Genomic DNA, 23117 nt, shown 5'->3' with positions numbered 1-23117 from the left:
GGCAAAAAGGGATGATTATGCGCCTGCCCGAACCTTACAACATCCTATATCGAGCATTTGCGCCACCAGCCAGAAGCAAAAACGAGGCCGGGCACATCCCTTATGCCGGGGAGAGGCGCACCCCTCCCCGGCAGTGGATACTTAGTTGGAAATGTAGCGGTTTATGGTTGCTGCACCTTCGGCATGGGCACGAAAGAACATGCGCACCTGGCCTTCATCATCCAGGTCATAGCGCGATTCTTCCAGCAGGCCGTTGGCTTCTGCGGTCAGGAGGGCGTTGAGCACGTCAGACTTGTTGAAAGCCCTAAACGAGCTGTAGCCGTCTTTGAGCGCACACAGCACATCTTCTGTGCAGGCCTCGTTAACCGTTGTCATATACTTGAGAATGGCGAAATTAAGCGGCTTTTTCATGGCAAATTATCCCTTCTTTCTGAAAAAATCCAGCGGATTGACGGCAATGATAAAGATGCCGACGATCATCACGACTGCGGCCAGCCAGGCAATGGGGGCAAGGGCGTAACCGTCGATGCCGAACCACAGACCAAGCACCAGCCAGCAGAAGAAAGGTCCCCAGAAAGAGAACGCGCCGTTGCACGACATGCCAAGCGCCGTACCGCACATGGCGTTGCCCTTGTACCAGAGCATAAAGGCGAAATACGCGCCGAAACCAGCCACTATAAACCAGGGCATGGCGTCAACATCGGTAAAGACAGTGCGGATCATCCCAAAGGCCGAGTCGCCGCCAATAAAGGCAAACAGGGGCACAAGGATCAGCAGATTGGTCAGGGCCGAGGTAAGCTGGCGGATGGTGATGCCGATTTCAGGGTCAATCATGGAAGTAGCGTAGCCGCCCACGCAGCCTTCAAGCCCCCAGCCAAAAGCGGCCAGAAAGCCAAAGGCGATACCCACAAAGAGGTTCGGCGGCGCGTTATCGGCAAGGCCCGTGCTGCCGATCATGGCACTGGCCATAAAGCAGATAAAGATACCCAGCATGGTGCGCGGGGTCAGGGGCTGCTTGAAGAGAATACGGCTCAGAATGGAGCCGATTGCCGGGCAAAGCGCGCTGATGGGCACAATGATGGAACCGGCGCTCTGCAGGCCAAGCACGTAGCAGGTACTGGCAAGGGGGCCGCCGATAACTGCGGCTGCCATGAGGATAGCGCCGGGCTTGGAGGCCATGCTGCGAAAAACATCGCCAAACTTGCCCTTGCCAATGGCAATCAGCACAGCCCATACGGCGCTGCATGCGTCAGTGGTGGCCGCGCCGAGCGCGCCAAGCAAAAAGAGCTTGGAAAATTCAGAAAGCTGGGAATCGCCGCCGTACCATACGCCCCACACGCCCAAGGTCATGGCGAGCGTCATGAACGCGGTGTATGTTCCGTATGCTACCCCAGACATGGTGGCAGTAACCATGCCACGTCTTCTGAAACTTGTGGCAAGCTGCTTTTTGGCTGCCTGCGCCGAGGTTTCCATACCTGTTGACCCAAATTGTGCTGTTTGCTCCATGGCATTCTCCTTCCCTCGGGAATTGGTGTCGGCTGCGGGCTGACCCAGCCCTCAACGGGAGGCTCGGCCCACTTTGATTCACCGTAAGCATTCTCCGCACTGGAAGATCAAGGCCTTTTACAAAAAAATGCCCCTTGATGGGCATCTTTTTACATAAATTTTGTCCCGGATGTCGATAATTAAAAATAGTAATTATATTTAGTAGATATAATTACTGCAATAATAACCACCTTAATAGTCTGTTTTAATTTGAAATCCATAATCAGGCCTGCTGGTTTATTTTTTCACACAAAAAGACATTGGATAGTAAAAAAGTTTGCAAAAACCCTTGACCTTCCCCCTAGGGGTAAAGGTTGACTTAGCATCATGCCCGCACTGCCCTTTTGCAAGCATGCCGTGCAATGTCGGGTTATCACCGAGCTAACAGACTGGTATCAGTAGTAAAAATATCCACGCCACCTAGGCGTGAAAATGGCTGCCCAAGCGCAAGCAAGCGTGAACCGCTGACGATAAAAGAATACGCCGACGCCAAGATATCCTTTCTTTCTTTGCGCCGCCTGTGGAGGACGACGTGACCCAGTTTTACGGAAAAACAAAGATCTGTTACGGCCCTTACGCTCTGGAAACCCTTGAGACCTTTCCAGCCAGCCATGCCTTTGTGGTGACAGACCCCTTTATGGTCAAAAGCGGATTTGCCGATCAGGCCGTGAGCCATCTGAAACGCAAGGGCATTGGGCACACGCTCTTTTCTGGCGTGGAGCCTGACCCATCCCTTCAGGCAGTGGTTGAAGCCACGCGCCTTTTTTTGAGCAGCCAGGCAGACATGATTATCGCCCTTGGCGGCGGCTCGGCCATTGACATGGCAAAAGCCATCTCCTACTTCGGGCACAAGGCAGACAGCACCAGAAAGACAACGCTTGTCGCCATTCCCACCACCAGCGGCACAGGTTCGGAAGTGACCTCCATTGCGGTTATCACCGACAAGGTCAATTCGGTGAAAATTCCGCTGAATGACGAAATGCTCATTCCTGACGCCGCCATTCTTGATGCCCGCTTTACGCGCACCGTGCCCCCGCACGTGACTGCTGCAACCGGCATGGACGTGCTGACCCATGCGGTGGAAGCCTATACTTCGCGCTACAGCAACGTGTTTACAGCTATCTACGCGGAGCAGGCCATCCGCAATGTTTTTACCTACCTCAAGCGCGCCTATGACCACGGCGACGACATGACCGCGCGCGACAACATGCTCATCGGCTCGTGCATGGCCGGGCTGGCATTTACCAACAGCGGCCTTGGCGTTACCCACAGCATGGCCCACAGCCTTGGGGGCCTGTTCCACATTCCGCATGGCCTTGCCAATGCCGTTCTGCTGCCCTTTGTCATAGGCTTCAACAGCTTTGACGCGGGCGTCAAATACACAGAAATTGCGGCCTTTATCGGCCTTGAAAGCGCCACAGTGGAAGAAGGCACGCGCAACCTGATAAACGCCGTGCGCGACCTCAACACATCCATGAAGATTCCCGCACGGGTGCGCGAGCTTAAAGTGGACGAACAGGTCTACCGTCAAAGCCTGGATTCCATGGCCGTTAACGCGCTGGAAGACATCTGCACCAGCAGCAACCCGCGCATGCCCTCGCACGACGACATCGTTACCCTGCTCGAACAGGCTTGGTAGTACAGACCTCATAGCAGGTCTGCTGTATTTTCTGCAAACGCCTACAAAAAAAGGAGTTACCAAAAAGGTGACTCCTTTTTTTGCGCCTGTGCACGTGATGGCAGCGATAGCCTTGTTTGCCGTCAATACAGGCCAATATTAGGCCTCTGCCCTGCCTGCAACGGCCTGCCCGCATAATCAGTGTTGAATTCTGTCGGCACGCCAGCGCCAATCAGGGGGGAATCCTGCCCCGGCCTGAACGATATCTCGCCGCCCACAGGACCAGATTGCGAGGGGCAGCGGTATGTCCACGGCCCTGTTGATTGGCACTGCTCCTTGACTATGGCGGCTATTTCCGCAAGCCCGGCTGTTTTTACAGAACGGTTTTCGCGCAACACCTCAAAGAGTTCTATCCACTGATTGGCTGTCCATTCGTTGGCTCCGTGGCTGTAGAGCCCCATGATGGAACCGTGGTACTTCAGATAATCCAGATACATGCGCAGCATTTCCTTGAGATTGGGCGTTGGCGCGCCGGGCACGATATCTTTCAGAGAAATGCTTTGCAGGGCAGAGAGATCGACGCGTTCAGCGGCGGATAGGAAGCGCTGCGCCATATGGCTGCGCGCAACCTGAAAACCCGTAGCCTGCATGGCCTGCCGGATATTTGCATTGGTCTCGCTGTAGGGACACACAAAGGCCGCGCAGATCATTTGTGCGGCACGATATTCGCGCAAGCCTTGCTCTATCTTGCGGCGCGATTCTGACAGCATGTAATGCATGTAGGCCCTGGTATCCATGACCAGTTCCGCATTGTGCCGCGCAAAAAAGATATCCTGCTCCTGCACCGGGGCCAGCAGATAGGCGGGAATTTTCTCGTGGCTCAGGCTCACAAGCTCCGCCCTAAGGCCTTTCTCCTGCAACTGGCGCACCAGCGCCCCCATGGAAAGATAGGGCTGGGCTGCAAGATCGATAACGCACAGCTCCTTGCCGTCCACAACCACCCGCAATTGCTCTGCCTGATCTATGGACAGGGAGGCTGATGTGCCCGCCGGATCAAACCAGCCCACGCGCAATACCTCGGCAGAGGTAATGCTGGCATGCACGGCACCGTGGGAGGCCACTTCAAATCCCGCGTTCACCTCAGGAATAATCATCTCCCAGTATTGCGGCGAGAGCGCGTCCGTATTCAGCGCAAGGGTGATTTTCAGCCCCAGCTTTGCCGCAGCTGGCGTGAGTGAACGCCATACCGGGGCATTAACGGTGTCGTCCACGCAGAGGTTTATCAAGGCATTGCGCCCGCCCAAAAAACGGGGAGAGGCCGTGATGCTGTTAACGGCGGTAACTTCCGGCTGCTGATCGAGAGGCCTGGCCTGCCATTTCATAAAATCGCCGGGCGCTGGCGCGTACAGGCAGTTTTCAAGGCGCGCTTTGGGAGCGGAGGCAGACTGTAAAAACAGGCTTGGCTCCGGGCTGAGAAAAAACACACTGTTGACAGCAGAAATCTGCGCTCCTACCCCGGCCTGACGCATGGCGACAAAACGGCAAGCGGCAAAAAGGCAGTTCACAAAACGCACATCCTGCTCGCCTCGCAGCAGCACAGCGCCGCCGGGGTTATCGCGGAACAGGCAGTAAGCCAAGGTCACCCTGCTCTTGCGCCCTGCCAGCCCATTGAGCGCCAGCATGGCCGTGGGCCCGGTGCCGCCCGTAAAGGTGCAGCCCAGAAACACGGGATTGCCGCCGTATACCTCAATGCCCGGCACCGGATTTTCAGAGGTAAAATGGCAGAACTCAAACCGCCCGGCAAAGCCACGCAGATTTATGGCGGCGCTGTCGCCAATACGAAAGGTAATGCCGCGCCACACACTATCAGCGCTGTCGGCAAGCACAGGTCCTGGCTTTCCTGACGGAGCTGCGATAACAACCTGAGGGACATTTTCGCCGGGCGCACTGCCCACAACAGTAATTCCCTGTGTGGAAATCCGTATGGATTCCCGGTATTCCCCCGGCGCAACAATGATGACATCGCCCGTGCGGGCTTTTTGCAGCGCGGCGTTGATGCTGCCAAGCGGCCTGTCTGCGCTGAGTCCGTCGCCGCCGCTGAATCCCGCGCCCACATAGAGGCTCCGCGAGGGTTGAACAACTGCCGCAAAAACAGCGCAAGAACTGGCGCACAGCAGCAAGACCGCCACGCACACAATGGTTCCAAAGGTGTGCAAACGTACCTGCATATTACTGCTTTGCGGCGTCATCTCTTACTTTCCTGAAATTTTTGCCAGAGATTCCGGCGTATTGCCGCCAAGCCGCCACAGGCTCACATCGCCGAAGCCAAGGCTGCGCCCCACATCGGCCCAGTGCGCAAGGGTTTCACCATCCGCATACCAGATTTCGCAAATGCTGCCGTTGATGCCCCCTTTTGTAAGCAGGGGGCTGCCGGGCGTGTTGTCTGCCGCCTTAAAGTACAGGGCATGGCTGGCTGGGTCGCGTTTAGGCTGTACGCCCGCGCCCTGCGCCCATGCGGCGGCCTTGCGCTCGGTAAGTTCCACAACGCCCCGGCCCGTCCAGGCAAAACCGCCCGCAGAAAGCGCCAACCCCGGCTTTACAGGCCAGTGGGCGCACCACTGGGCCAACTGGCGCAAAAAGGCATCGTCAGCCTTGGCCCCCGGCCCATTGTGGCTGCCGTGCAGGTTATAGGCCATCACCACATACTGCGGGCCTGCGGGCAGATTGCCTTGCAGGTACTTCTGCTTTGGTTCCATGACCAGCCGCAGTTTTTTGCCCTGGGCAGCCAGCGTGGTGGAAAGCTCCTGCGCAAACGTGAGCAATCGGGGCCAGTCATCCATGCTCACCCTTTCGTAATCAAGTTCCAGCCCGGTAAAGGGATAGGCCGTCAGCAGGGCCAGCAGATCGCTGCGGTGCGCGGCGCGGCTGGCGTCTGTAGCCATGAGCCTGCTCACAAGGGAGGGATCCTTTTGCACAGATTTGCCGGGGGCTTCAACCACGTCATTAACGACTGAAAGAAACACGCCCTGCGCCTTGTTGGAGCTTTGGCCCAGTGAGGTACCAAGCCCGCCGCGCAAGGCCTTTTTCATGTCATCGGTGAGGAAGGGTCTGCCCTGCCTGTCAAAATACGCGGCAAACATGAGCGCGTTTTTAAAGTTGCCCTGGCGCAGTTCTGCAAGCCCGTTGGGCATGTCCCAATCCGCCACCCAAGCATCGGCTGCCACCGCCGGAAACGCGCAACACAGCACAAGCAGTCCCGCAGAAGCGGTAGAACGCAGACATTTCATAACAACCTCCCCGGCACTATGGCCCGGACGGATTTGGCGCAAGGGCCAGAGACCCGGCGCATAACGCTGAATGCTTCTTAAAAAACGTATTGCAGGTTCAGCGAATATTCATCCATGTTGTAATCGGGCAGTTCCATACGCCTGTAGCCAAGGGCAAGGCTCCAGTTATCGGCAGGAACCCAGTTCAGATCAAGGCTGTAACGCAGAACCTGCTCCCAGTTTTTGTCCTTGGATATGGCTGTTCCGTATCCGGCAAAGCCGCGCACGTGCATCTGGTCAAAAAGCGCCACATCAAACGAGGCCACAGCCATATGATTGACGTATTCCTGCGGCGCATAGTAGTCGGCAGGATTTCTGTCACTGTCGGCGGCGCTGAACAGATAGCCTATCTGGAGTTGCGGCTTGTCCCACACAATATAGCGGGGGCTGACGGTGCCGCCCACAGTGCGGTTGCCATCCGTGCGCTGTGTGCCGAAGATTTCGGCCTGAAGCACACCCCAGTCCAGTATGCGGGCCTCGGTATTCAGGCCAAGCCTGTCGGCGTACACGCCCTTTTTGACGCTTTCCGCCGTCTCGATTGACTGTCGGCTGTAGCTGAGGGTGTACGGCCCGTTGATGCGCAGGGGATCGACCGAATACACGCCGCGCCAGGCGGCCCGCGCTTCCATAAAGGAAGAACCGCTGTCCGGCTGCACATCGCGCACCATCAGATCAAGCCAGTGCTGCTTGAAGGGGAAATAGCGCAGCCCAATGCCGATGGCATGGCCGTGCAGCGAATTGTGGTCGCTCTTCCACCACAGATCGGAAACCGAGGCCTGAGCAGAAAGATTCTCCTGCAAAAAGGTGGAAGCCTTAAGTTCGTATTCCGCAAAACTGCGCCCGGCATTGTCTGTCCAGCCGTGGGGGCTGAACGTGGCTCTGGGCCGCAAAAGCCGCTGCGCGCGATCAAGCAGTTCGTCCGTGCGCGGATTATCCGGGTCGAGCCGTTTTGCTTCGCGCGCAAGCTCATTGGCATAGGGGGCATCTTCATCAAACAGCGCGTTGCTGGCGCGGTAATAGGTGTTATCCGCAGGCGAAAGGCCAAGCGAGGCCGCCCTGGCAAAGAGCATTTCCGCACGTGGCAACTGCCCGTGCCAGCTTGCCAGCAAACCCTCTGTCTGCACCGCAAGGCGCGTGGGATGGCTCTGCGGCATGGAGGCTATGGCCTTGGCGTCCAGCTGCGCATACACGTTGCGCACGGGCACAAACAGCGGATCAAGGCTGTTGGTGTGATAGCCGTTGGCCGTGGGCACAAAGGCCACGGCAAAGACCCCTCGGGCAGCTTCTGTATAGGCCTGTCGGATTTCCGCATCGCCGTCGAGGCTGATCTGCCCGTAATCGCCGCCGGGGTACATCCACGCCGTCACCGCAAAGCCCTGAGACTGCGCGAGCTGGCGCGCCTCGGCCATTGCCGAAGCCCAGCGGTGTTTCATTTCTTCGACAGTTTCAGGCCGTCCGTCCACCATTGCGCGCCGAGCCCAGAAACCGCCCCTGCGGCCTGTTACATCCACAATGGTGCGGCCAGAGGTATCCGTGAGCGCCAGTTCCCAGCGGCCTGTGGACACAAGCCTGCGCAAGAGCGCAGCATTGGGCAGGTCGTCCGGCGTGCCGGGAATAAACGACTGCCTGCTCACCAACAGCACGGCCCTGCCGCCGCGTTGAGCCAGAGCGGCATCTATGGCTTGCAGTTCTTCAGGCCGCGTCTGCCCGATAACGAGTAGTAGCGGTATTTTGCCCGGCGCAGCCGTGGCCGCGTCTGTGGGTGCAGGAGCCAGAAATTCCGGCAGGGAAACTGGCCGATAGTTTGCGCCAAGCTGATCCAGATATGCGGCAACATCCTGCGGAGTATAGCTTTTGCCGTCCGACTGCGAGGTAATGTTGGCAAAGCACAGGGCCATGCCCGCCCCGTTTGGCCCACGGGCCGAAAGGGACTGCACCACAGGCAGGGCACGGTCAAAACGCGACACCGCGCCGGAATGCACGGCTGACTGCAACTGATAGTGCATGTCGTAGGGATATTCCTGCGCCATATGGCGGGAGATTTTGGCCGCTTCCTTGTAGTCATGGCGTTGCAGGGAGGTATCCAACACGCTTTCCAGCGCGTCGCGCTGTATGGTGTTGCGGGCAAGCAGGCCTTCAGCATGCGTCTGCGCATCATCAAGGAGCGACCTGTCGGGTTCAAGCGCAGCCTGACCGCCGGAGCGCAGCTCCGCAAGTTTTTCCCTTTCCTGCGGTGCAAGGCGGTCAGGATCAAGCGTGCCTCGGGCAATTCGTATCTGCTCGCGCTTGAGCTTTTCAAGGCGGTCAGCCTGCATCCTGTACTCATCGCGCAGGGAGCTGTTGTACAGCGACTGCACATAGGCGGAATCCGGATCATCGGCCAGATAGGTCTGAGCGTAACCCCGCGCCGCAGGGTAGCGGGCTTCAGCCAGTGCGTCTTCGGCCTGACGGCGCAGAGCCGTGAGTTTTTCCGGGTCTGGCAGGCCGCTTTGCTGCAAAATGGAAGCCGCCTCCGCCCAACGGTTCTGGGCGCGCAAAGCCGCCACCAGCAGCGGCGCCACAGGCCTTGTGGTTGCCCCCTTGGCCATGAGGGAACGGAAAATCGCCTCTGCCCGACCGGCATCGCCCAAGGCAAGGGCGCACTGCCCTTCATACAGCCGGGCGGTAGGCCCTGCGGCATTTTTAAATTCGCCGTAAAGCGCACGGGCGCGGGTGTAGTCTGCCAGCGACATAAAAATATTGAAAACTGCGTACCGCGCGGCAAGATTGCCAGGTTCCGCGCGCAAAAAGCTGTCAAAATGGCGCATAGCCACATCCGTCTGCCCCTCAAGCATCCTGATGCGGCCAAGAATGAATTCATGCCGGGGCGAAGCATTGACAGGTGCCGCGTTCAGATGAATCTCCGCAGCTGTCATATTTCCCTGCATGGCGGCGGCAAGGGCCATACCCAGATGCGCCTCGGGCAGATCAGGGCTGAGCGTAAGCGCACGCTGCCACAAAGGCACCGCAGCCTGCGCGCTGTCGCCCACTGCAAGGCTGAAACCAGCTTCGCTCAACATTTTAGCGGCCTGTGGCGCGGGTATACCCTGAAGCTGTCTGCTGGCCAAAAGCTCAGGGATCAATGCGACATTCTGCTGATCCAGAAGCTTACCCAGATATTCCGACAGCATGGAGAGATAGAGCGACCTGCTCAACTGCAACTGCCCTGCCCCCGCATCAGCGGCGGGAATACTGACCGTGTGGCTTTCCTGCGGCGGATCAAGGGCAAGCAAGGCCCTGGCGCTGGTTTCCACTGCGCGGATGTCGCCGCCTTCAAGCGCGCCTGCGGCAAGGGCCAGCGCATACCAGGGGGCATTGGCGCCCGAAGGGGCAGCCATGGAGCGCAACAGCGGGTAAGCCGCAGACCACTGATTGTCCTTTATCAGATACAAGGCAAGGGAGAACACGGGCATTTCAGGGTACTGCATGCGGAAAAGTTCCATGGCGTCCGCAGTTCTGCCCTGCTGCAACAAGACCGCGCACATGGAGGGGCCAACCTTCTGCCCATGCTGGGGATCAAGAGCAATGGAATCGCGCCACGAAACATAGGCGTCGTCTATTTTTCCGCTGTCCCACAGCTCCCAGCCGTTGTTGCGCATGAGTTCGGCCTGCTGCTCCTGCGGGGCCTGCGCACCGCTGAACCCAAGACTGGCAACAATCAGCCGGATGTCGTCCTGTGCGTGAACAGCGCTGACATCGTCAACATGCTCCACAACGGCCTGACGGGCTTTTTGCATGGCATCCCGATTTTTGCTCTTTCGGGCGAAGAGAAATTTGCCAAAGTTTACGGCAATGTTGCTGCCCCCGGCCTCAAGCCTCTGCTCAAGAGCCTTGAGTTCGACGGTTTTTCCGGCCTGGGCGAGGCGGTAATAGAGCTGCCCCTGCAAATACAGGTCGTGCGGGGCTATTTTTGCAGCTTTTTCAAGTATATCGCAGGCATCCTTGATACCGCCAGAGGCTGCGTAGGCATCTGCCGCGCGCACCGCCCAGACCTGCGGGCTTGAAGCCATGCGCCAGCCCTGCTCGTAAACAGTGGCGGCCTTTTTCTGCTCGTTGAGGTTCAGGTAGGCCTGCGCCTTGATGGCGTTCAATGTTTCCTGACTAAAGCCCCGCCCTGCCGCCTGTCGATAAAAAGTTTCGGCTTCGTCCTGCTTGCCAGCCAGTTGCAAGGCGCGGGCGGTCATAGCCTCAAATACGGCCCGCAGCGGTTCAGAGCCTTGCGGCCAGTCATTCTGACGGCGCAACAAGGCGGCTGCCACGGTGCCGTTATTGGCAAGGCAGGCCTTGAGCACCGCCTGTTCCTCGTCCGTGAGTTTGCCAACGGCCCCTGCAGCGCGCAGGGCGGGCAAAAAGACCGCGTTGTTCTGATCCTGACGTTCCGCCAGCAGTTTGAGAAGCTCCGGCGTCACCTGCACAGAAAGGCCGCTGAAAAACCTTGCCAGATCAGTGGAAAGCCCTGAGGAATCACTGGCCCGGCTGCTCTGGATATTTTCTGCCGCAAGGGCCGCAAGCCGCGCATCGTCCGGTCTGGCTTCAAGCGCCAGCGAATAGAAACGCGCGGCATCCTCATGCCGCGACAGGCGCGAAAGCACAAGGGCCTTTTGCGTGATGAAGGGCAGAAAACCAGGATCCAGATCCATGCCCTTGTCGATTTCACCCAGAGCCTCCGCGTACATTTCGCGGCTGATGGCATAGTTGGCGCGATTGTAATAGTAGGCTGCCGAGAGCTTTTCCGGTTCCGCGCCACTTGTCTGCTCCTGCCCCTTTGCGGAATTGGCGCTTTTGACAGGTTCCAGACCTCTAGGCTGATCGAGGCGCGCCCGGCTATCCCCAGCTGGAAATTCCTGCGCGCACACAGCGCTTGCGACAAAGCCGCAGCACAGGGCCAACAGCAGACTGCAAGAAAGGATACTAATGCGCATCAGTTGCCCCCCGCGGCGTACAAAATGCCCTTTTCTGCGGTAGCATAAAGGAAATTGTTTCGGTTATGCCTATGGGCAAGGGGCGTCCAGAGAGAGTCGGGGATTTCCGCCCGCGTAAAATCAAGCAGGTAATGCTCTGCGGGCAAGGTAACACCCGAGGCCGCAAGCGCTGCCGCCGCATCACTCGTAAGGCGCACCACGGGGCGATAGCCTGCGACGGCAATGGCCCTGAGGGTCGCCGCCACATCCTCCCACGAGCTTTGGGCAAGGGGCTGCACCATGATGCCGTCCCACAGCCTGCGGCTCTGCGCAATGCTGAAGGGCGCTATCAGCAGCATGCTGTCATCCAGAACAAGGTTGCCGGGGGCAAGAGCGGCAATGGTCATGCTGCCCTCTGCCCGTGCGCGCAACACCTGACGCGAAACCCTTTCGGCATCTGCGCTGCCAGCACTGGCCCCAGCTGCCAGCGGCACCACGCATGCGGTGACTTCCTGCGCCCTGGCCGGAGCCGCACCGCCAGAACTGGTGCTGCCTGTGGACTCGATACGCCAGAGCGAAGGAACACGCACAATATTCAGCGAGCCGAAATGCCCTTCGTACCCCTCCACATCGTCAGTGCCCAGAGCAACTGCCCCAAGCCGCAGTGTGGGCGAAACTGGCAAAAATCCTGGGCCGAGCGCCTTGCCATCAAGCAACACTTTAAGTCTGTTGCCCTTGAGCAGGATACCAAAGCGCCAGGGCGGCTGGGTGGAAAGGGTTTCATCCGCAATAGTATACAGCCCCTGACCGGGAACGCGCTCCTGCACCAGCAGACGCGCCCCGTGCAGGGTCACGCGCAAAAAGGCGCTGGGCGTGGCATAGCGCAGGTAGACGTAGCGATCCACGTTTTCCTTCTGTGCAATGGTCATGGACAGCGAAACATTATCCCACAGGTTGCTGCCGCGCAGCATGACAGGGTCAGCCCTGCCCTCCTGCGGGGTCAGCACAATATCCTGCCCCAAGGCTTCCACCCTGGTGCGGAATGATACCCAGCTTTCGGCGGTATCGCCCTCGGCCAGAGAAAACCGCGTGCGCTTGGCAGTTTTGAGCGAGAGCACTTCCAGAAGATGCTGTTCCGTCCACTCCGGCTTGACCTGTACGCGTGTGAGCGCAAAACGGTCATCCACTGCTGAATTGAACGCCGCCCCTTCCCTGGAAAAGGTCAGCTCAAAATACTGCTGGGCCAAACTGCGATTGGCCTCCTTCACCGCAAACGGCATGGCCGCGTTGAAGGAGTTGGCGGGCATCATCACAAAGGCCTTGGGCGGTTCGGACATGAGCTTTGCCAGCGGCTCGAACGAATCTTTATAATACGACGCCAGACGGTCGCGCATTTGCTCATCTGTTTCCGCTGGCTGGCCAGTGGGATCGCGCAAAAAATCTGTCAAAAAGTAGCCGGGCGTCACCTTTGGCATGTTCTCGTTGATGGGCACCAGCGCAAGCCCCTGGCTACCCACATCCCAGAAAGGGCTCTTTGCCAGCGCCGCCACATTGGACTTGGTGATAAAAAAGTTGTTCCAGCTTTTAAGTGTGGCGGTTGTCGTAAACAGGGTGGCATGCACCCCGGTTTTGCCCATGATCTCCTGTCCAAAGATGACGGAATCCTTGCGGCCGCCTTCCATCATGAGGTACAGGGCTTTCTCTGGCAGAGGTTCTCCATCGCGATAAAAACTGATGACATCGTCAGTAGTTATCCACTGATACCCAGCCTTTTCAATGGCTGCCACGTGCTCCGCAAACTGCTGGCGCGAGTTCAGCCCCGGCTTTTCATCGCGTGTGAGCGAACCGTAAGAAATGGCCGTAAAACCATCGCGTTGCGTCCACGATTCACGGTCAAACTGCGGCGGCCTGCCCCTCTCAATAAAGAGCTGAACAATAAATACGCACAGGCCGATCAAAAATACCCATTGCAGGCATGACCGCATGATCTTCCAGGTATCTTTGGAAAGCGCGCGCATGTCCTAACCCTCACCGTGCTTGCCGTGATCGGCTGGCTGCCCCGCTCCTGCTGCAACGGCGCTTTCAGAGGGCATGACGAACATTTTCTGCTCGTAGCGCAGCTTTTCCTGCGCGGCCACGTCGGCGGAGGTATTGCGTGTGCCCCATTCCGACTTCCAGAACGTAAGCACTGCCACAGGAAGCTGCCACAGCAGCACCGCCAGATAAAACACGCAAAAAACAATGCCGTAGGGCCACAAATTGCTACGTTTGAACAGCAGATAGGAGGCGCTCATGAGCATGCTGGTGACAAGAATGCCCGCAAGGTATTTGTAGGGAAACAGGCCAAGCTCAATTGGAATGACGACCATGGTGCGCACTACCACCAGCGGGGCCAGCACAGGCAGCAAAAAACCGATATAGAACGAAAGCGCCATGAAAGGCTCTTTTCTCCACATAAAGGAACTGGCGCGCAGAGTTTCACGCAGCCATGAACGCTTCCAGCGCATTTGCTGCCGGATAAAGGTACGCATGCTTGAGGGCACAATGGTGGAACACACCGCCGCATCCTGATAACCAGTGCGGTGGTGGGCAAGGATGTAGTTTGTCAGACTTCTGTCGTCGCCAAACGTGGCCGGATAGCCAAAGAATTTCTGGTTGAGCCATTCATCGAGGTAGTGCAGCACAAGATCCTTTCGGTAGCAGGCAAGGGGGCCGGAAAGACAGGTCACGCCGTCAAAAACGGATTCCGCCGCCTTGATGAACCGAAAGGCCACATAGTAGCGCACGGCCTGCATCTTGGTGAGGGCATTTGTCCATTTGTTCTGCACTTCTGTTCTGCCAGAGACAGCCCCCATCTTGGGGTCGCGGAAGGGCTGCACCACTTCCCGCACGGCGTCCGGCTCCAGAAAACTGTCCGAATCCACAAAGACCAGCAACTCAAACTTGGCGTGTTGGGCCCCAGCCGCAAGTGCGTGGCGCTTGCCCATATTGTAGGGCTGCTCAATAACCACAAAGCGGTCGCCGGTTATTTCCTTGCGAATCTGCTTTTCGATGCGCCGCACACGCTCCATGGATTTATCCGTGCTGCCATCGTCCACAAGGATAACTTCGAGTTTTTCCTGAGGGTAATCCTGATTGATGGCGCACTGGATGGTTTTTTCAATCCATTCTTCTTCGTTAAAGCAGGGAATGACAATAGTGACCCCGGGCGTAAAGTCAGGATCAACAGGAACGTTGCGGTAAAAAAAGGAAAAGACAAACCGGCTTACCAGAAAAACGGACGCAACAATCCCGTAGGTAAATACGGGCACGTCAAACATGAAGTAAAAAAGGCTTTCCTGCCGCATGTAGGCAACGGCATATACAGAAATGGCAAGCAGAACCACAGAAGTAGCAATCAGGCGCAGCCACTTTTTCAGGCGCAGATAGTTATCCAGATTGCGCACAAAATTGACGGCAACCTTTTTTTCACCATCCTCGCCTTCCACAATACGCACAACGTCTGCGGGGATGCGCACACGCGATTCATACCCTTCCGGCAGGGTGCCCGGCGGCATGGTAAAGCGCAGCACAAACTTTTGCCCCTCGGCGGGAAGCGGTGCATCCTCAGTCCAATGCAGCAGCATGCCCGATGACGAAAGGTCTTCGCTCAGGCAGCGCACCGGGGCGGATTCTTCCGAAGCATCATATACCGACACCTGAAGCTGGGCTTCATAGCGCTGGTGAGCACCACGCCTCGACCCGCCCCGACCGGGAATGTCAGGGGCGAGACGGCGATCACTCTTGGCCTTGGGGTAAATTTCAACGTCCAAGGGCAACTGGGGAGTGAGCTTGGAAGAAGGTTTGGTGGACAACAGCATTCGTTTAACCCGGTTCTGGTGCGGTGGCTGAAAAAGACAATACAAAAAGCCAAATTTTTGCCAATGAATGCTTAAAGCAAATTCTATACCGCGTCAAAAAAAGCTATCTGCCCACATGACCCCGCCAGCGCTGCCGCTACTGAAGTGCCTTGCAAATCTTCAGCACTGCGGCGTCCGCCGCGTCATTTGCTGAAGGCTCAAAGCTGACAATTTCCCCATTGCAGTATGAAACCTGAAACATTTTTTCCGGCGCAGAATCGTCAGCATCGTCCTTTTCCGTCAGGGCTATGGAATACAAAATGCCAAAGTCGCCCTCGGCATTTTTGTAGGGGATGGCCTTTTCTATCCGAATCCTGATGGAATCAGGGTTTTTAAAGCCATACACCATGCTGTATGTTTCAAGATACCGCACAAGTACATTGCGCAATATATCTTCATCCATGACCTGATACGAATCACGCGGAATGAACTTTTCCGTCATTGCTTCGTTATAGGTCAAAAATTTATCCACATTTTCCCTTTCTGCGTTGTCAATATACAAAAAATCCTTGCAATATGCGGTCAGTTTGTCTGGTTTGCTGGCGGTCTTTTCGATGTTTTCCGCCAGTTTAAGTCTGTACAGCACATAGTTGGGAGGCAAGGCCCTATACTTGATATTAATGGCGTTTGCTTCATCAAGGTTTTGAAAAAGGTTGTTTTCAAATTTGCCTTGCGCGTCTGCCAGATCACGCCCCTGCATTTCAAGATAGGCCTTGGCAGATTCAAAACCATAGGCTTCGCCAGATGCTTCGGCAAAGACGGCGCAAGCCGGCTGCCAGAGACATGCGAGCAAAAGACAGGCAAACCATTGCAGAAGTCTTGCTGATGGCTTCATGCAACTCTCCTTCCCGTGCTGGGTTGGTGGAATACAACGGAAATAGTAAAAATCGACAAAAAACAGCGCATCAGGCAGCACAAATTGTTGCGCACCTACAGGTTGCGGCAAAGATTCCCCTTGCTTGCAGCAAGAACATACACAGGCCGATATGTCAGCCTGACGCCCTGCCCTGTGCCGTAGCGGGAAATGTAACCGTCAACAAACTCAAGATATCTGCGTTTGTTCCAACCCACAGACCTGATGCCTGTTACGCCAGTATGCCTGAGGTGCAGCAGCACGTCATGTGGACTGGCAAAATCCAGCGTGATTTCGCCCTGCTCCATTGCAACCAGATTAAAATCCTGCTCAAGATAGTTTTGCAGGGTGGCAGCATCAGCATAGTCCAGCCCAACACCCGTCAGCTCCGCAACTTCGTGCAGGTTGCCAGGCAAAAAACTGCTGAAGGCCAGTAGCCCACCCTTGGGCAGATACTGGGCGCAACGGCGCAAAAAACCTTTGATCTCCGCAAACCACTGCACGGTTGAGGCACTGCAAATGGCATCAAACGGGCCGCAGAAGTCCAGCGTTTCCGCATCCCCCTCGCGCACGGAAAGCACGTCTGGCCGTTGCTGCGTGAGGGTCTGCACTTGCGGGCTGGTATAAAGATCATTGACAGTGAGGTTTTTGGGCTGCGCGCTCAGGATATGCTGCGTCAGCATGCCCGTACCCGCGCCTATTTCCAGTATGGCTGCACCACTTGGAATGTGCGGCGCAGCAAGCGCCCAGAGGTGCGAAGCAATCTGCCGCTGGGCCTGAGCCTCAGCATCATAACTTGCGGAAGCAGCGCTGAAGCGCCGCCTGACAAATGAAGCACTCATGGCAGTTCTACAGGTACAAAAGGAATATCCGGCAGATAGTGCGGCTCGTCCAGCTCCAGCACCGGGATTGCAGACCAGGCTTTACGCATGTTTGCAATGGGGAATATCCTGTCTTTTTTGCTCAGAATTGCCATGTCCCAATCAGTAAACTGCGCTCTGTCCTTGTAGGCAGCGCATTCCTTGATATGCTTCAGCTCCGCCAGCAGAGAATCCACACCGCGTGCCAAACTGTGCGGTGATCTGCGCGCTTCAAACACTGCCCGGTGCGCGCCGCACATACGCCTGTTGAACCGTTCCACGCTTTCGGCGGAAAGGTTTTCAAGCGTGGCATCATAGACCGCCATTGGTATGCCAAGGCTATCATCAACAGGCGTGAGCGTTCCGTTAATGGCTATGGCGCGGCTCACAGCGCACTGCAAGCCCGGCAAGACCAGGGATGCCGCGTACACGCCAAGCGACCATGCCCGCACCCGTACCCCGCTGTAAGGACGCAGAGCATCCGCATCCAGCGTCATATTGGTATAGTCGTAGCACACGGCAAAATCGCAGTGCGCCGTGTGCGGCGAATCCGCAGCCCAGGCAAAGGGGCGACTGTCCATGCCCCACCCGGCAAAAAACAGTTCCAGGGTCGGACAACCGGCGCGCCGCAGAAAATCAATATTCATGCAGCAACCTGCTCAGCAGGGCTATGAGGGATTCAACCTCCTCACGCGCGGTTCCCGCTGTGAGCGAAATGCGCAGGCGCGAGCTGCCCGCAGGCACTGTGGGCGGGCGTATGCCCATAATGTAAAAACCCTCGCGCTGTAAATGCCCGGCAATGGCAAGGGTGCGCTGGTTTTCGCCCGTAATGACGGGCACAATCTGCGAGGTGCTGCGCACCGACTGCCCAAGGCCATCAGTAAAAGCATGCATCATGCCCGCGAGCGCGGCAAGATGCTCCCTGCGGGCCGCCACCTCTGCGCTGGCAAACTTTGCAAGCACAAAGCGGCTCCAGGCAATGTTGACCGGAGGCAGGGCCGTGGTAAAAATAAACGGGCGCACGGTATTAACTAGGTATTCCCGCAGGGCTGACGAGCAAATCACATACGCGCCCAGCGAGGCCCAGGCCTTGCCCATGGTGCCCACCAGAAAATCAATGTCCGCCGCGCAGCCTTGCTCCTCGCAGCAGCCAAGCCCCTTTGCGCCGCGCACACCCACGGCGTGGGCCTCATCCACATAAAGCTGCACAGTGGGATTGGCCTTTTTCAGCGCCACCAGCCGGGGCAGATCGCAGGCATCGCCATCCATGCTGAAAATGGATTCGGTGACGATGATTATGTTTTCGTAGTCCGCAGCGTGCTTTTCCACCAGCATTTCGAGCTGAGCGTAGTCATTGTGCCTAAAGCGGATGCACTTGCCCTCGCTCATACGAATGCCGTCAATAAGGCTGGCATGCACCAGCTTGTCAGCCAGAATAAGCGTGCGGCTCGTGCACACGGCTGGCAGAATGCCCTGATTGGCGTGGTAGCCGCTGCCGAACACCAGTGCGGCCTCCGCGCCATAGGCCGTTGCCAGTTCCCGCTCAAAGGCCTCCTGCTGATCGCAGGTGCCCGTGAGCAGACGCGAGGAACACGCCCCCATGCGCAGGGAGGAAACATCCTGCTGCGCCCAGAACTCCTGCCTCAGGTCGGCATCGTCACCAAGAGAAAGATAATCGTTGGAGCTGAGGTTGATAAAGGGCGCTCCGGCCCGCTCCCTCTCGCGCTGCACTGCATCAATATTGCGCAGGGCGCGCAGGCTGCCGTTCTGCTTCTTTTCATCAAGCCACTGTGTGTATTGCATCATTCTCTGTCCATTAGGCATATCTCGGCTGGCAGCAAGGGGCCAGCCGCATATCAAGGCATGCAGAAATTTTGTAAAAAGCGGCTCAAGCGCCATCCAATACAACGGCGCTGTAAACAAGGCAGCCGCTGCCCTAACTGGATATCGTTATCCCTAAAGGGCGGCAAGTCAATCATGACGCATGGAGGCTGCGCTGGTTGAAGTTGTCACTCTGGCCGTTGTTAAACTGTTTTTCTGTGAAATCAGGCAAAATTGCAAATGGCTGCCTGGACCGAAACCGCAAGCAGCCATTGTCAGTTACAAAGCCTGGAGGCCTGCCCGTGGCAGGTATGGATCCAGCCAGGTCAGATGCGTCTCTGCTCCGCAACGCCCTCCACATGGATTGCGGCAAAAGGACGCGCCGGGCAAACATATTCGCATGCGCCGCAGCCAGTGCAGCGCTCCGCATCTACAACCGGCTTTTTGGGGGCATCATCCGGCCCCACCAGATTTATCACCCGTGGCGGGCATATCTTGGCGCAGGCAGTGCAGGCTACTTTGTCCGTCACGGTTATGCAGCTCTCAAGGGCAACAACGGCCCGTCCGATCTGCATGGAACTTTTTACTGCCGGGGTAATGGGCCGTATGGCCCCTGCGGGGCAGACTTCCGAACAGGTCACGCAGTTGACGCGGCAGTAGCCCCGCTCAAAAGAAAGCGCTGGGCGCAGCATGCCGCTGCCGATATCCGATGCCCGCAACACCTGATTGGGACAGGCAGAAACACAGAGCTGACACCCGGTGCAGCGCGCGCCAAGCTCCTGCGCGGACTGCGCGCCCGGCGGCACAATGGCCGTTTGCCGCTCAGGGCTCTGCCTGCGGGTAAGCGCCGGAATGGCCGAAGCGCTTCTGCCAAAGGCAAGCCCGGGTACGGCAATGCCAACCAGTGCCGCAAGCACGCTGCGACGTGCACCGTTGTGTTTGTCCTGTGCCGCTGTTTCCGCAGGAGCTGTAGCCTGCGCCTGTGTGTGCTCCTCAGCATGTCCTTTTGACAATCTGGGGGCATAGCTGACGGCCCCGTGACGGCACACTCCCACGCAATTGAAACAGGTCACGCAACGGCTTGCGTCAACGCTTCCGGCTTCTGCGTCAATACAGGATGCCTTGCAGGCCTTTTCGCACAGGCCGCACTTTTTACAAGCGCTTTCGTTTATGCGGGGCTGGAACAGCGAAAACCGGCTCAAAAATCCCAGAACAGTTCCCACAGGGCAGATGGTATTGCACCACAGCCGCCCGGAGCGCCATGACAAGACCCCAACCACGGCAAGAGTGACAGCCGCTGCTGCCAGTGCTGCCAAACCTTTCTGCCATACCAGTGTGGGGGCGACATCATAGTTTCCCGCCCGTTCCGAGACCCAGGCAAACGCGTTGCTGCCCGTTGCCCAAAGGGGGGCCAGCAGATCAGCCGCCATACGGCCAAAGGCGCTGTATGGTTCAAGCAGCGAAAAAACCAGCGGCACGCCCGCCAGCAGGGAAAATACAAAAATGCCAAGAAATGCCAGCCGCAGCAGGCTACGCGGGGAGGAGTAGCGGAAGCGGTACTTGCCCGCCCTTGCGCCGATAATGTCCTGCACCACACCAAGCGGGCACAAGGCGGAGCAATAAATCCTGCCGAAAACCAGTGTCAGGAGGGTTATGCCCGCCAAAACGCCAAGGCTGCCAGCCAGCACCGCAGGCACAAGCTGCACCTTTGCCATAAAGGCAAGCGATGGCGCAAACAGCCCGCTCACATCCACAAACAGCAGGCAGATTGCAGCAAAACAGAGCGCGGCCAGTATGATGCGAACGATCCGTAACATTGGCTATCCCTGCCTTGTTCTCAGATTTTCAACAAACTTGCCCAGGCGGGCCATTTCATCCGGGATGGCGATCATCTGCGGGCAATGCGTGAGGCATTTGCCGCACCCTGTGCAGCGCGCCGCCTGCCGCAATTCGGGAACAGAACGTTCATATTCCACAAGGTAGGCCCGGCGGGCCTTTTCATAGTCAGGGTCGCGCGTTCCCTTGGGGATCAGCTCATCATCAAGGCAGCGGTTAAAATGGGCAAATACAGACGGGATATCCACGCCATAGGGGCATGGCATGCAATAGCCGCATGTGGTGCAGCGGATGTTTGACTGGGTCAGAAAAACATTAAGCGCCGCCTGTAGAACTTCCATTTCGCGTTCGGAAAGCGGCTCGTAAGGGGCCAACGCCCGCAGGTTGTCCTGAAGGTGCTCCATATAGGTCATACCGCTCAGCATGGTGATCACGTTGGGCAAGCCCGCCACATACCTGAAAGCCCATGATGCGCCCGAGGCCTCGGGTCTTTCAGCCTGAAGGATGGCAAGCGCCTTTTTGTTCAGCCGGGCAAGCCGGCCACCCAGTAGAGGCTCCATGACTATCAGCGGCAGGCCGCTTTGCTGCATTTTTTCAAACATCCACTGCGTGGGCGCAGGGTCTTTGGGAATGAACTTTGCCTGATTGGGCGCTATTTTGTATTCGTGCAGCATGTCGTGATAATTGAGCTGCACCATGGCAAAATCCCACGCGACATCACGCGAGAGCAGATATTCAAGCGTGGGCGCATTGCCGTGAAACGACCAGCCAATGTTGCGGATGCGGCCGTTCTTTTTCTCTTCAAGCAGATATTCGAGCACGCCGTTCTTTTCATAAACGGTCTGATAGGCTTCAACAGACTGAATCGCGTGCAGCAGATAGTAATCGAAGTATTCTACCTTGCATTTTTCAAGCTGCTTTTCAAAAATTTCCCTGGCCTGCTCCCTTGTGGGCATAAGGAAGGTAGGCATTTTGTCGGCCAGATAAAAGCTTTCGCGGGGATAACGCTGCAAGGCCTTGCCGATGACGCTTTCTGAAACGCCGCGATGGTAGGGCCACGCCGTATCAAAATAGTTCACTCCGTGGGCAATGGCGTAGTCCACCAGCGCGAAGGCCCCCTGCTCGTTCACATCCGGCCCGGTGGGGCTGTCTGCACCCGGCAGCATGGGAAAGCGCATGCAGCCAAAACCCAGCAGCGATACCTTGTCGCCATTTTTGGGATTGACGCGGCAAGTCATTTTTTCCGCAGGCGGCACAGGCTTTGGCTGCTCAAAACTGGGCAAAAGGCGCAGCTTGTCCAGCCCGTAGAGCACAGCGCCCCCTGCAACGCCTGCCCCTGCCGCCTGCAAAAGACGGCGGCGCGATACCCCGGAAGACGTATCATTCTTGTCCATAACAGCTCCGCAGTGGAAGTATGTTCAGGATATCAGCAGGCTGGCTGCCTGCTCTGTGCACTCTCGTATGACTACCGTGCAGACGGCCCGGCATATATGTACGCCAAGCCATGCGCCAGCGCAGCATTTCGCTGAAAACAAAGGCGTGTGCCTGACAGAACAGCGCCGTCGCACCGAACAGATTTGTGGGGGGAATATAAAGGCAAGTGTCCGCTCTGCCGGACAGTTCAGGCTTTAGGTTTTGTTGTTGTTCTCGCAGGCATTGATCATGCGGCAGGCGGCGCAGGCAGCGCCGAAGCCGTTGTCGATATTGGTTACAGTGACGCCGCTGGCGCAGGAGGTGAGCATGCCAAGCAAGGCGGACAGCCCCGCAAACGAGGCCCCATAGCCCACAGAGGTGGGAACCGCCACAACGGGTTGGGGCACCAGACCGCCGACCACGCTCGCCAGTGCTCCCTCCATGCCCGCAATCACAATAACGGCGCGGGCGGCAAGCACCTCTGGCAAGTTGTTGATCAGGCGGTGGATGCCAGCCACGCCCACATCAGCAAGAATTTTGGCGCGCACGCCAAGCATGCGGCAGGTTTCACGGGCTTCTTCCGCCACGGGCAGGTCTGAGGTGCCCGCAGTGACAATGGCAACTTCGCCCTGCTTCCAGGCAATGGGTTTAACGACCAGCGTGAGGGCTCGCCCAAGAGAATTATATTCAGCATTGGGGCATACGGACTGCACATGGGCGGCCATTTCTGCCGAAACCCTTGTGGCCAGCACATTGCTGCGGTCGCCCACGCGGAGGAATATTTCGCCCACCTGCTCAGGGGTTTTGCCTTCGCCGTAAATGACCTCAGGAAAGCCATTACGCGCCGGGCGCTGCAAATCAAACTTGGTGTGCCCAAGGTCAAGCACAGAACTCTCGCGCAGCAGATTCATGCCATCGGCAACAGAGAGGCTTCCGTCCCTGATATCTGTGAGCAGCTTTTCCAGTGAACCACCTGACATTTCTCTACTCCGACATGGAGGGCTTC

General features: G+C 57.3%; 15 protein-coding genes. 1 reads left to right on the top strand and 14 read right to left on the bottom strand.

Annotated elements, in window-relative coordinates:
* Positions 1–141: 141 nt before the first annotated feature.
* Positions 142–411, bottom strand: a complete 270-nt coding sequence (locus RDK48_RS02575; RefSeq protein ID WP_192111684.1) for a hypothetical protein — start codon at positions 409–411, stop codon at positions 142–144.
* A gap of 6 nt (positions 412–417) precedes the next feature.
* Positions 418–1506: a hypothetical protein gene (locus tag RDK48_RS02570; RefSeq protein ID WP_298994162.1), complete on the bottom strand. Its 1089-nt coding sequence runs from the start codon at positions 1504–1506 to the stop codon at positions 418–420.
* A gap of 571 nt (positions 1507–2077) precedes the next feature.
* Here RDK48_RS02570 and RDK48_RS02565 point away from each other — a divergent pair.
* Positions 2078–3184, top strand: a complete 1107-nt coding sequence (locus RDK48_RS02565) for a 1-propanol dehydrogenase PduQ (RefSeq protein ID WP_298994164.1) — start codon at positions 2078–2080, stop codon at positions 3182–3184.
* A gap of 122 nt (positions 3185–3306) precedes the next feature.
* Here RDK48_RS02565 and RDK48_RS02560 read toward each other — a convergent pair whose 3' ends face one another.
* From RDK48_RS02560 to larB, 12 genes are all read right to left on the bottom strand, one after another.
* Complete coding sequence (locus RDK48_RS02560) at positions 3307–5391, bottom strand: right-handed parallel beta-helix repeat-containing protein (RefSeq protein ID WP_298994166.1); 2085 nt, start codon at positions 5389–5391, stop codon at positions 3307–3309.
* A gap of 24 nt (positions 5392–5415) precedes the next feature.
* The gene (locus RDK48_RS02555; RefSeq protein ID WP_298994168.1) at positions 5416–6450 is read right to left on the bottom strand and encodes a glycosyl hydrolase family 18 protein; all 1035 of its coding nucleotides are present in this window, start codon (positions 6448–6450) and stop codon (positions 5416–5418) included.
* A gap of 77 nt (positions 6451–6527) precedes the next feature.
* Complete coding sequence (locus RDK48_RS02550; protein WP_298994170.1) at positions 6528–11450, bottom strand: hypothetical protein; 4923 nt, start codon at positions 11448–11450, stop codon at positions 6528–6530.
* Complete coding sequence (locus RDK48_RS02545; protein ID WP_298994172.1) at positions 11450–13447, bottom strand: hypothetical protein; 1998 nt, start codon at positions 13445–13447, stop codon at positions 11450–11452. The genes RDK48_RS02550 and RDK48_RS02545 overlap by 1 nt, the downstream gene beginning before the upstream one ends.
* A gap of 3 nt (positions 13448–13450) precedes the next feature.
* Entirely contained in the window at positions 13451–15283 is a 1833-nt protein-coding gene (locus RDK48_RS02540; RefSeq protein ID WP_298994174.1) for a glycosyltransferase, read from the bottom strand.
* A gap of 142 nt (positions 15284–15425) precedes the next feature.
* Positions 15426–16163 (bottom strand): hypothetical protein, encoded by a 738-nt coding sequence (locus tag RDK48_RS02535; protein WP_298994176.1) that lies wholly within the window; start codon positions 16161–16163, stop codon positions 15426–15428.
* A gap of 95 nt (positions 16164–16258) precedes the next feature.
* Positions 16259–17023 carry a malonyl-ACP O-methyltransferase BioC gene (gene bioC, locus RDK48_RS02530; protein ID WP_298994178.1) on the bottom strand — a complete coding sequence of 255 codons (765 nt, stop codon included), beginning with the start codon at positions 17021–17023 and terminating at the stop codon, positions 16259–16261.
* Positions 17020–17688 carry a pimeloyl-ACP methyl esterase BioG family protein gene (locus RDK48_RS02525; RefSeq protein WP_298994180.1) on the bottom strand — a complete coding sequence of 223 codons (669 nt, stop codon included), beginning with the start codon at positions 17686–17688 and terminating at the stop codon, positions 17020–17022. Before RDK48_RS02525 ends, bioC begins: the two co-directional genes overlap by 4 nt.
* On the bottom strand, positions 17678–18847 hold the full coding sequence (locus RDK48_RS02520; protein WP_298994182.1) for an 8-amino-7-oxononanoate synthase: 1170 nt from the start codon (positions 18845–18847) through the stop codon (positions 17678–17680). Before RDK48_RS02520 ends, RDK48_RS02525 begins: the two co-directional genes overlap by 11 nt.
* Positions 18848–19188: 341 nt before the next feature.
* A complete protein-coding gene (locus RDK48_RS02515) occupies positions 19189–20679 on the bottom strand; it encodes a 4Fe-4S binding protein (protein ID WP_298994184.1) in 1491 nt (496 codons plus the stop codon).
* Between the two features lie 3 nt (positions 20680–20682).
* Positions 20683–22092 (bottom strand): aldo/keto reductase, encoded by a 1410-nt coding sequence (locus tag RDK48_RS02510; RefSeq protein WP_298994186.1) that lies wholly within the window; start codon positions 22090–22092, stop codon positions 20683–20685.
* A 234-nt stretch (positions 22093–22326) separates the two neighbouring features.
* A complete protein-coding gene (gene larB / locus RDK48_RS02505; RefSeq protein WP_298994188.1) occupies positions 22327–23091 on the bottom strand; it encodes a nickel pincer cofactor biosynthesis protein LarB in 765 nt (254 codons plus the stop codon).
* Between the last annotated feature and the right edge of the window lie 26 nt (positions 23092–23117).

Source organism: uncultured Desulfovibrio sp. (genome assembly GCF_902477725.1).
GTDB lineage: Bacteria > Desulfobacterota > Desulfovibrionia > Desulfovibrionales > Desulfovibrionaceae > Desulfovibrio.
Note: the sequence above shows the minus strand (reverse complement) of the source record. Positions and strands in the feature narration are given on the sequence as shown.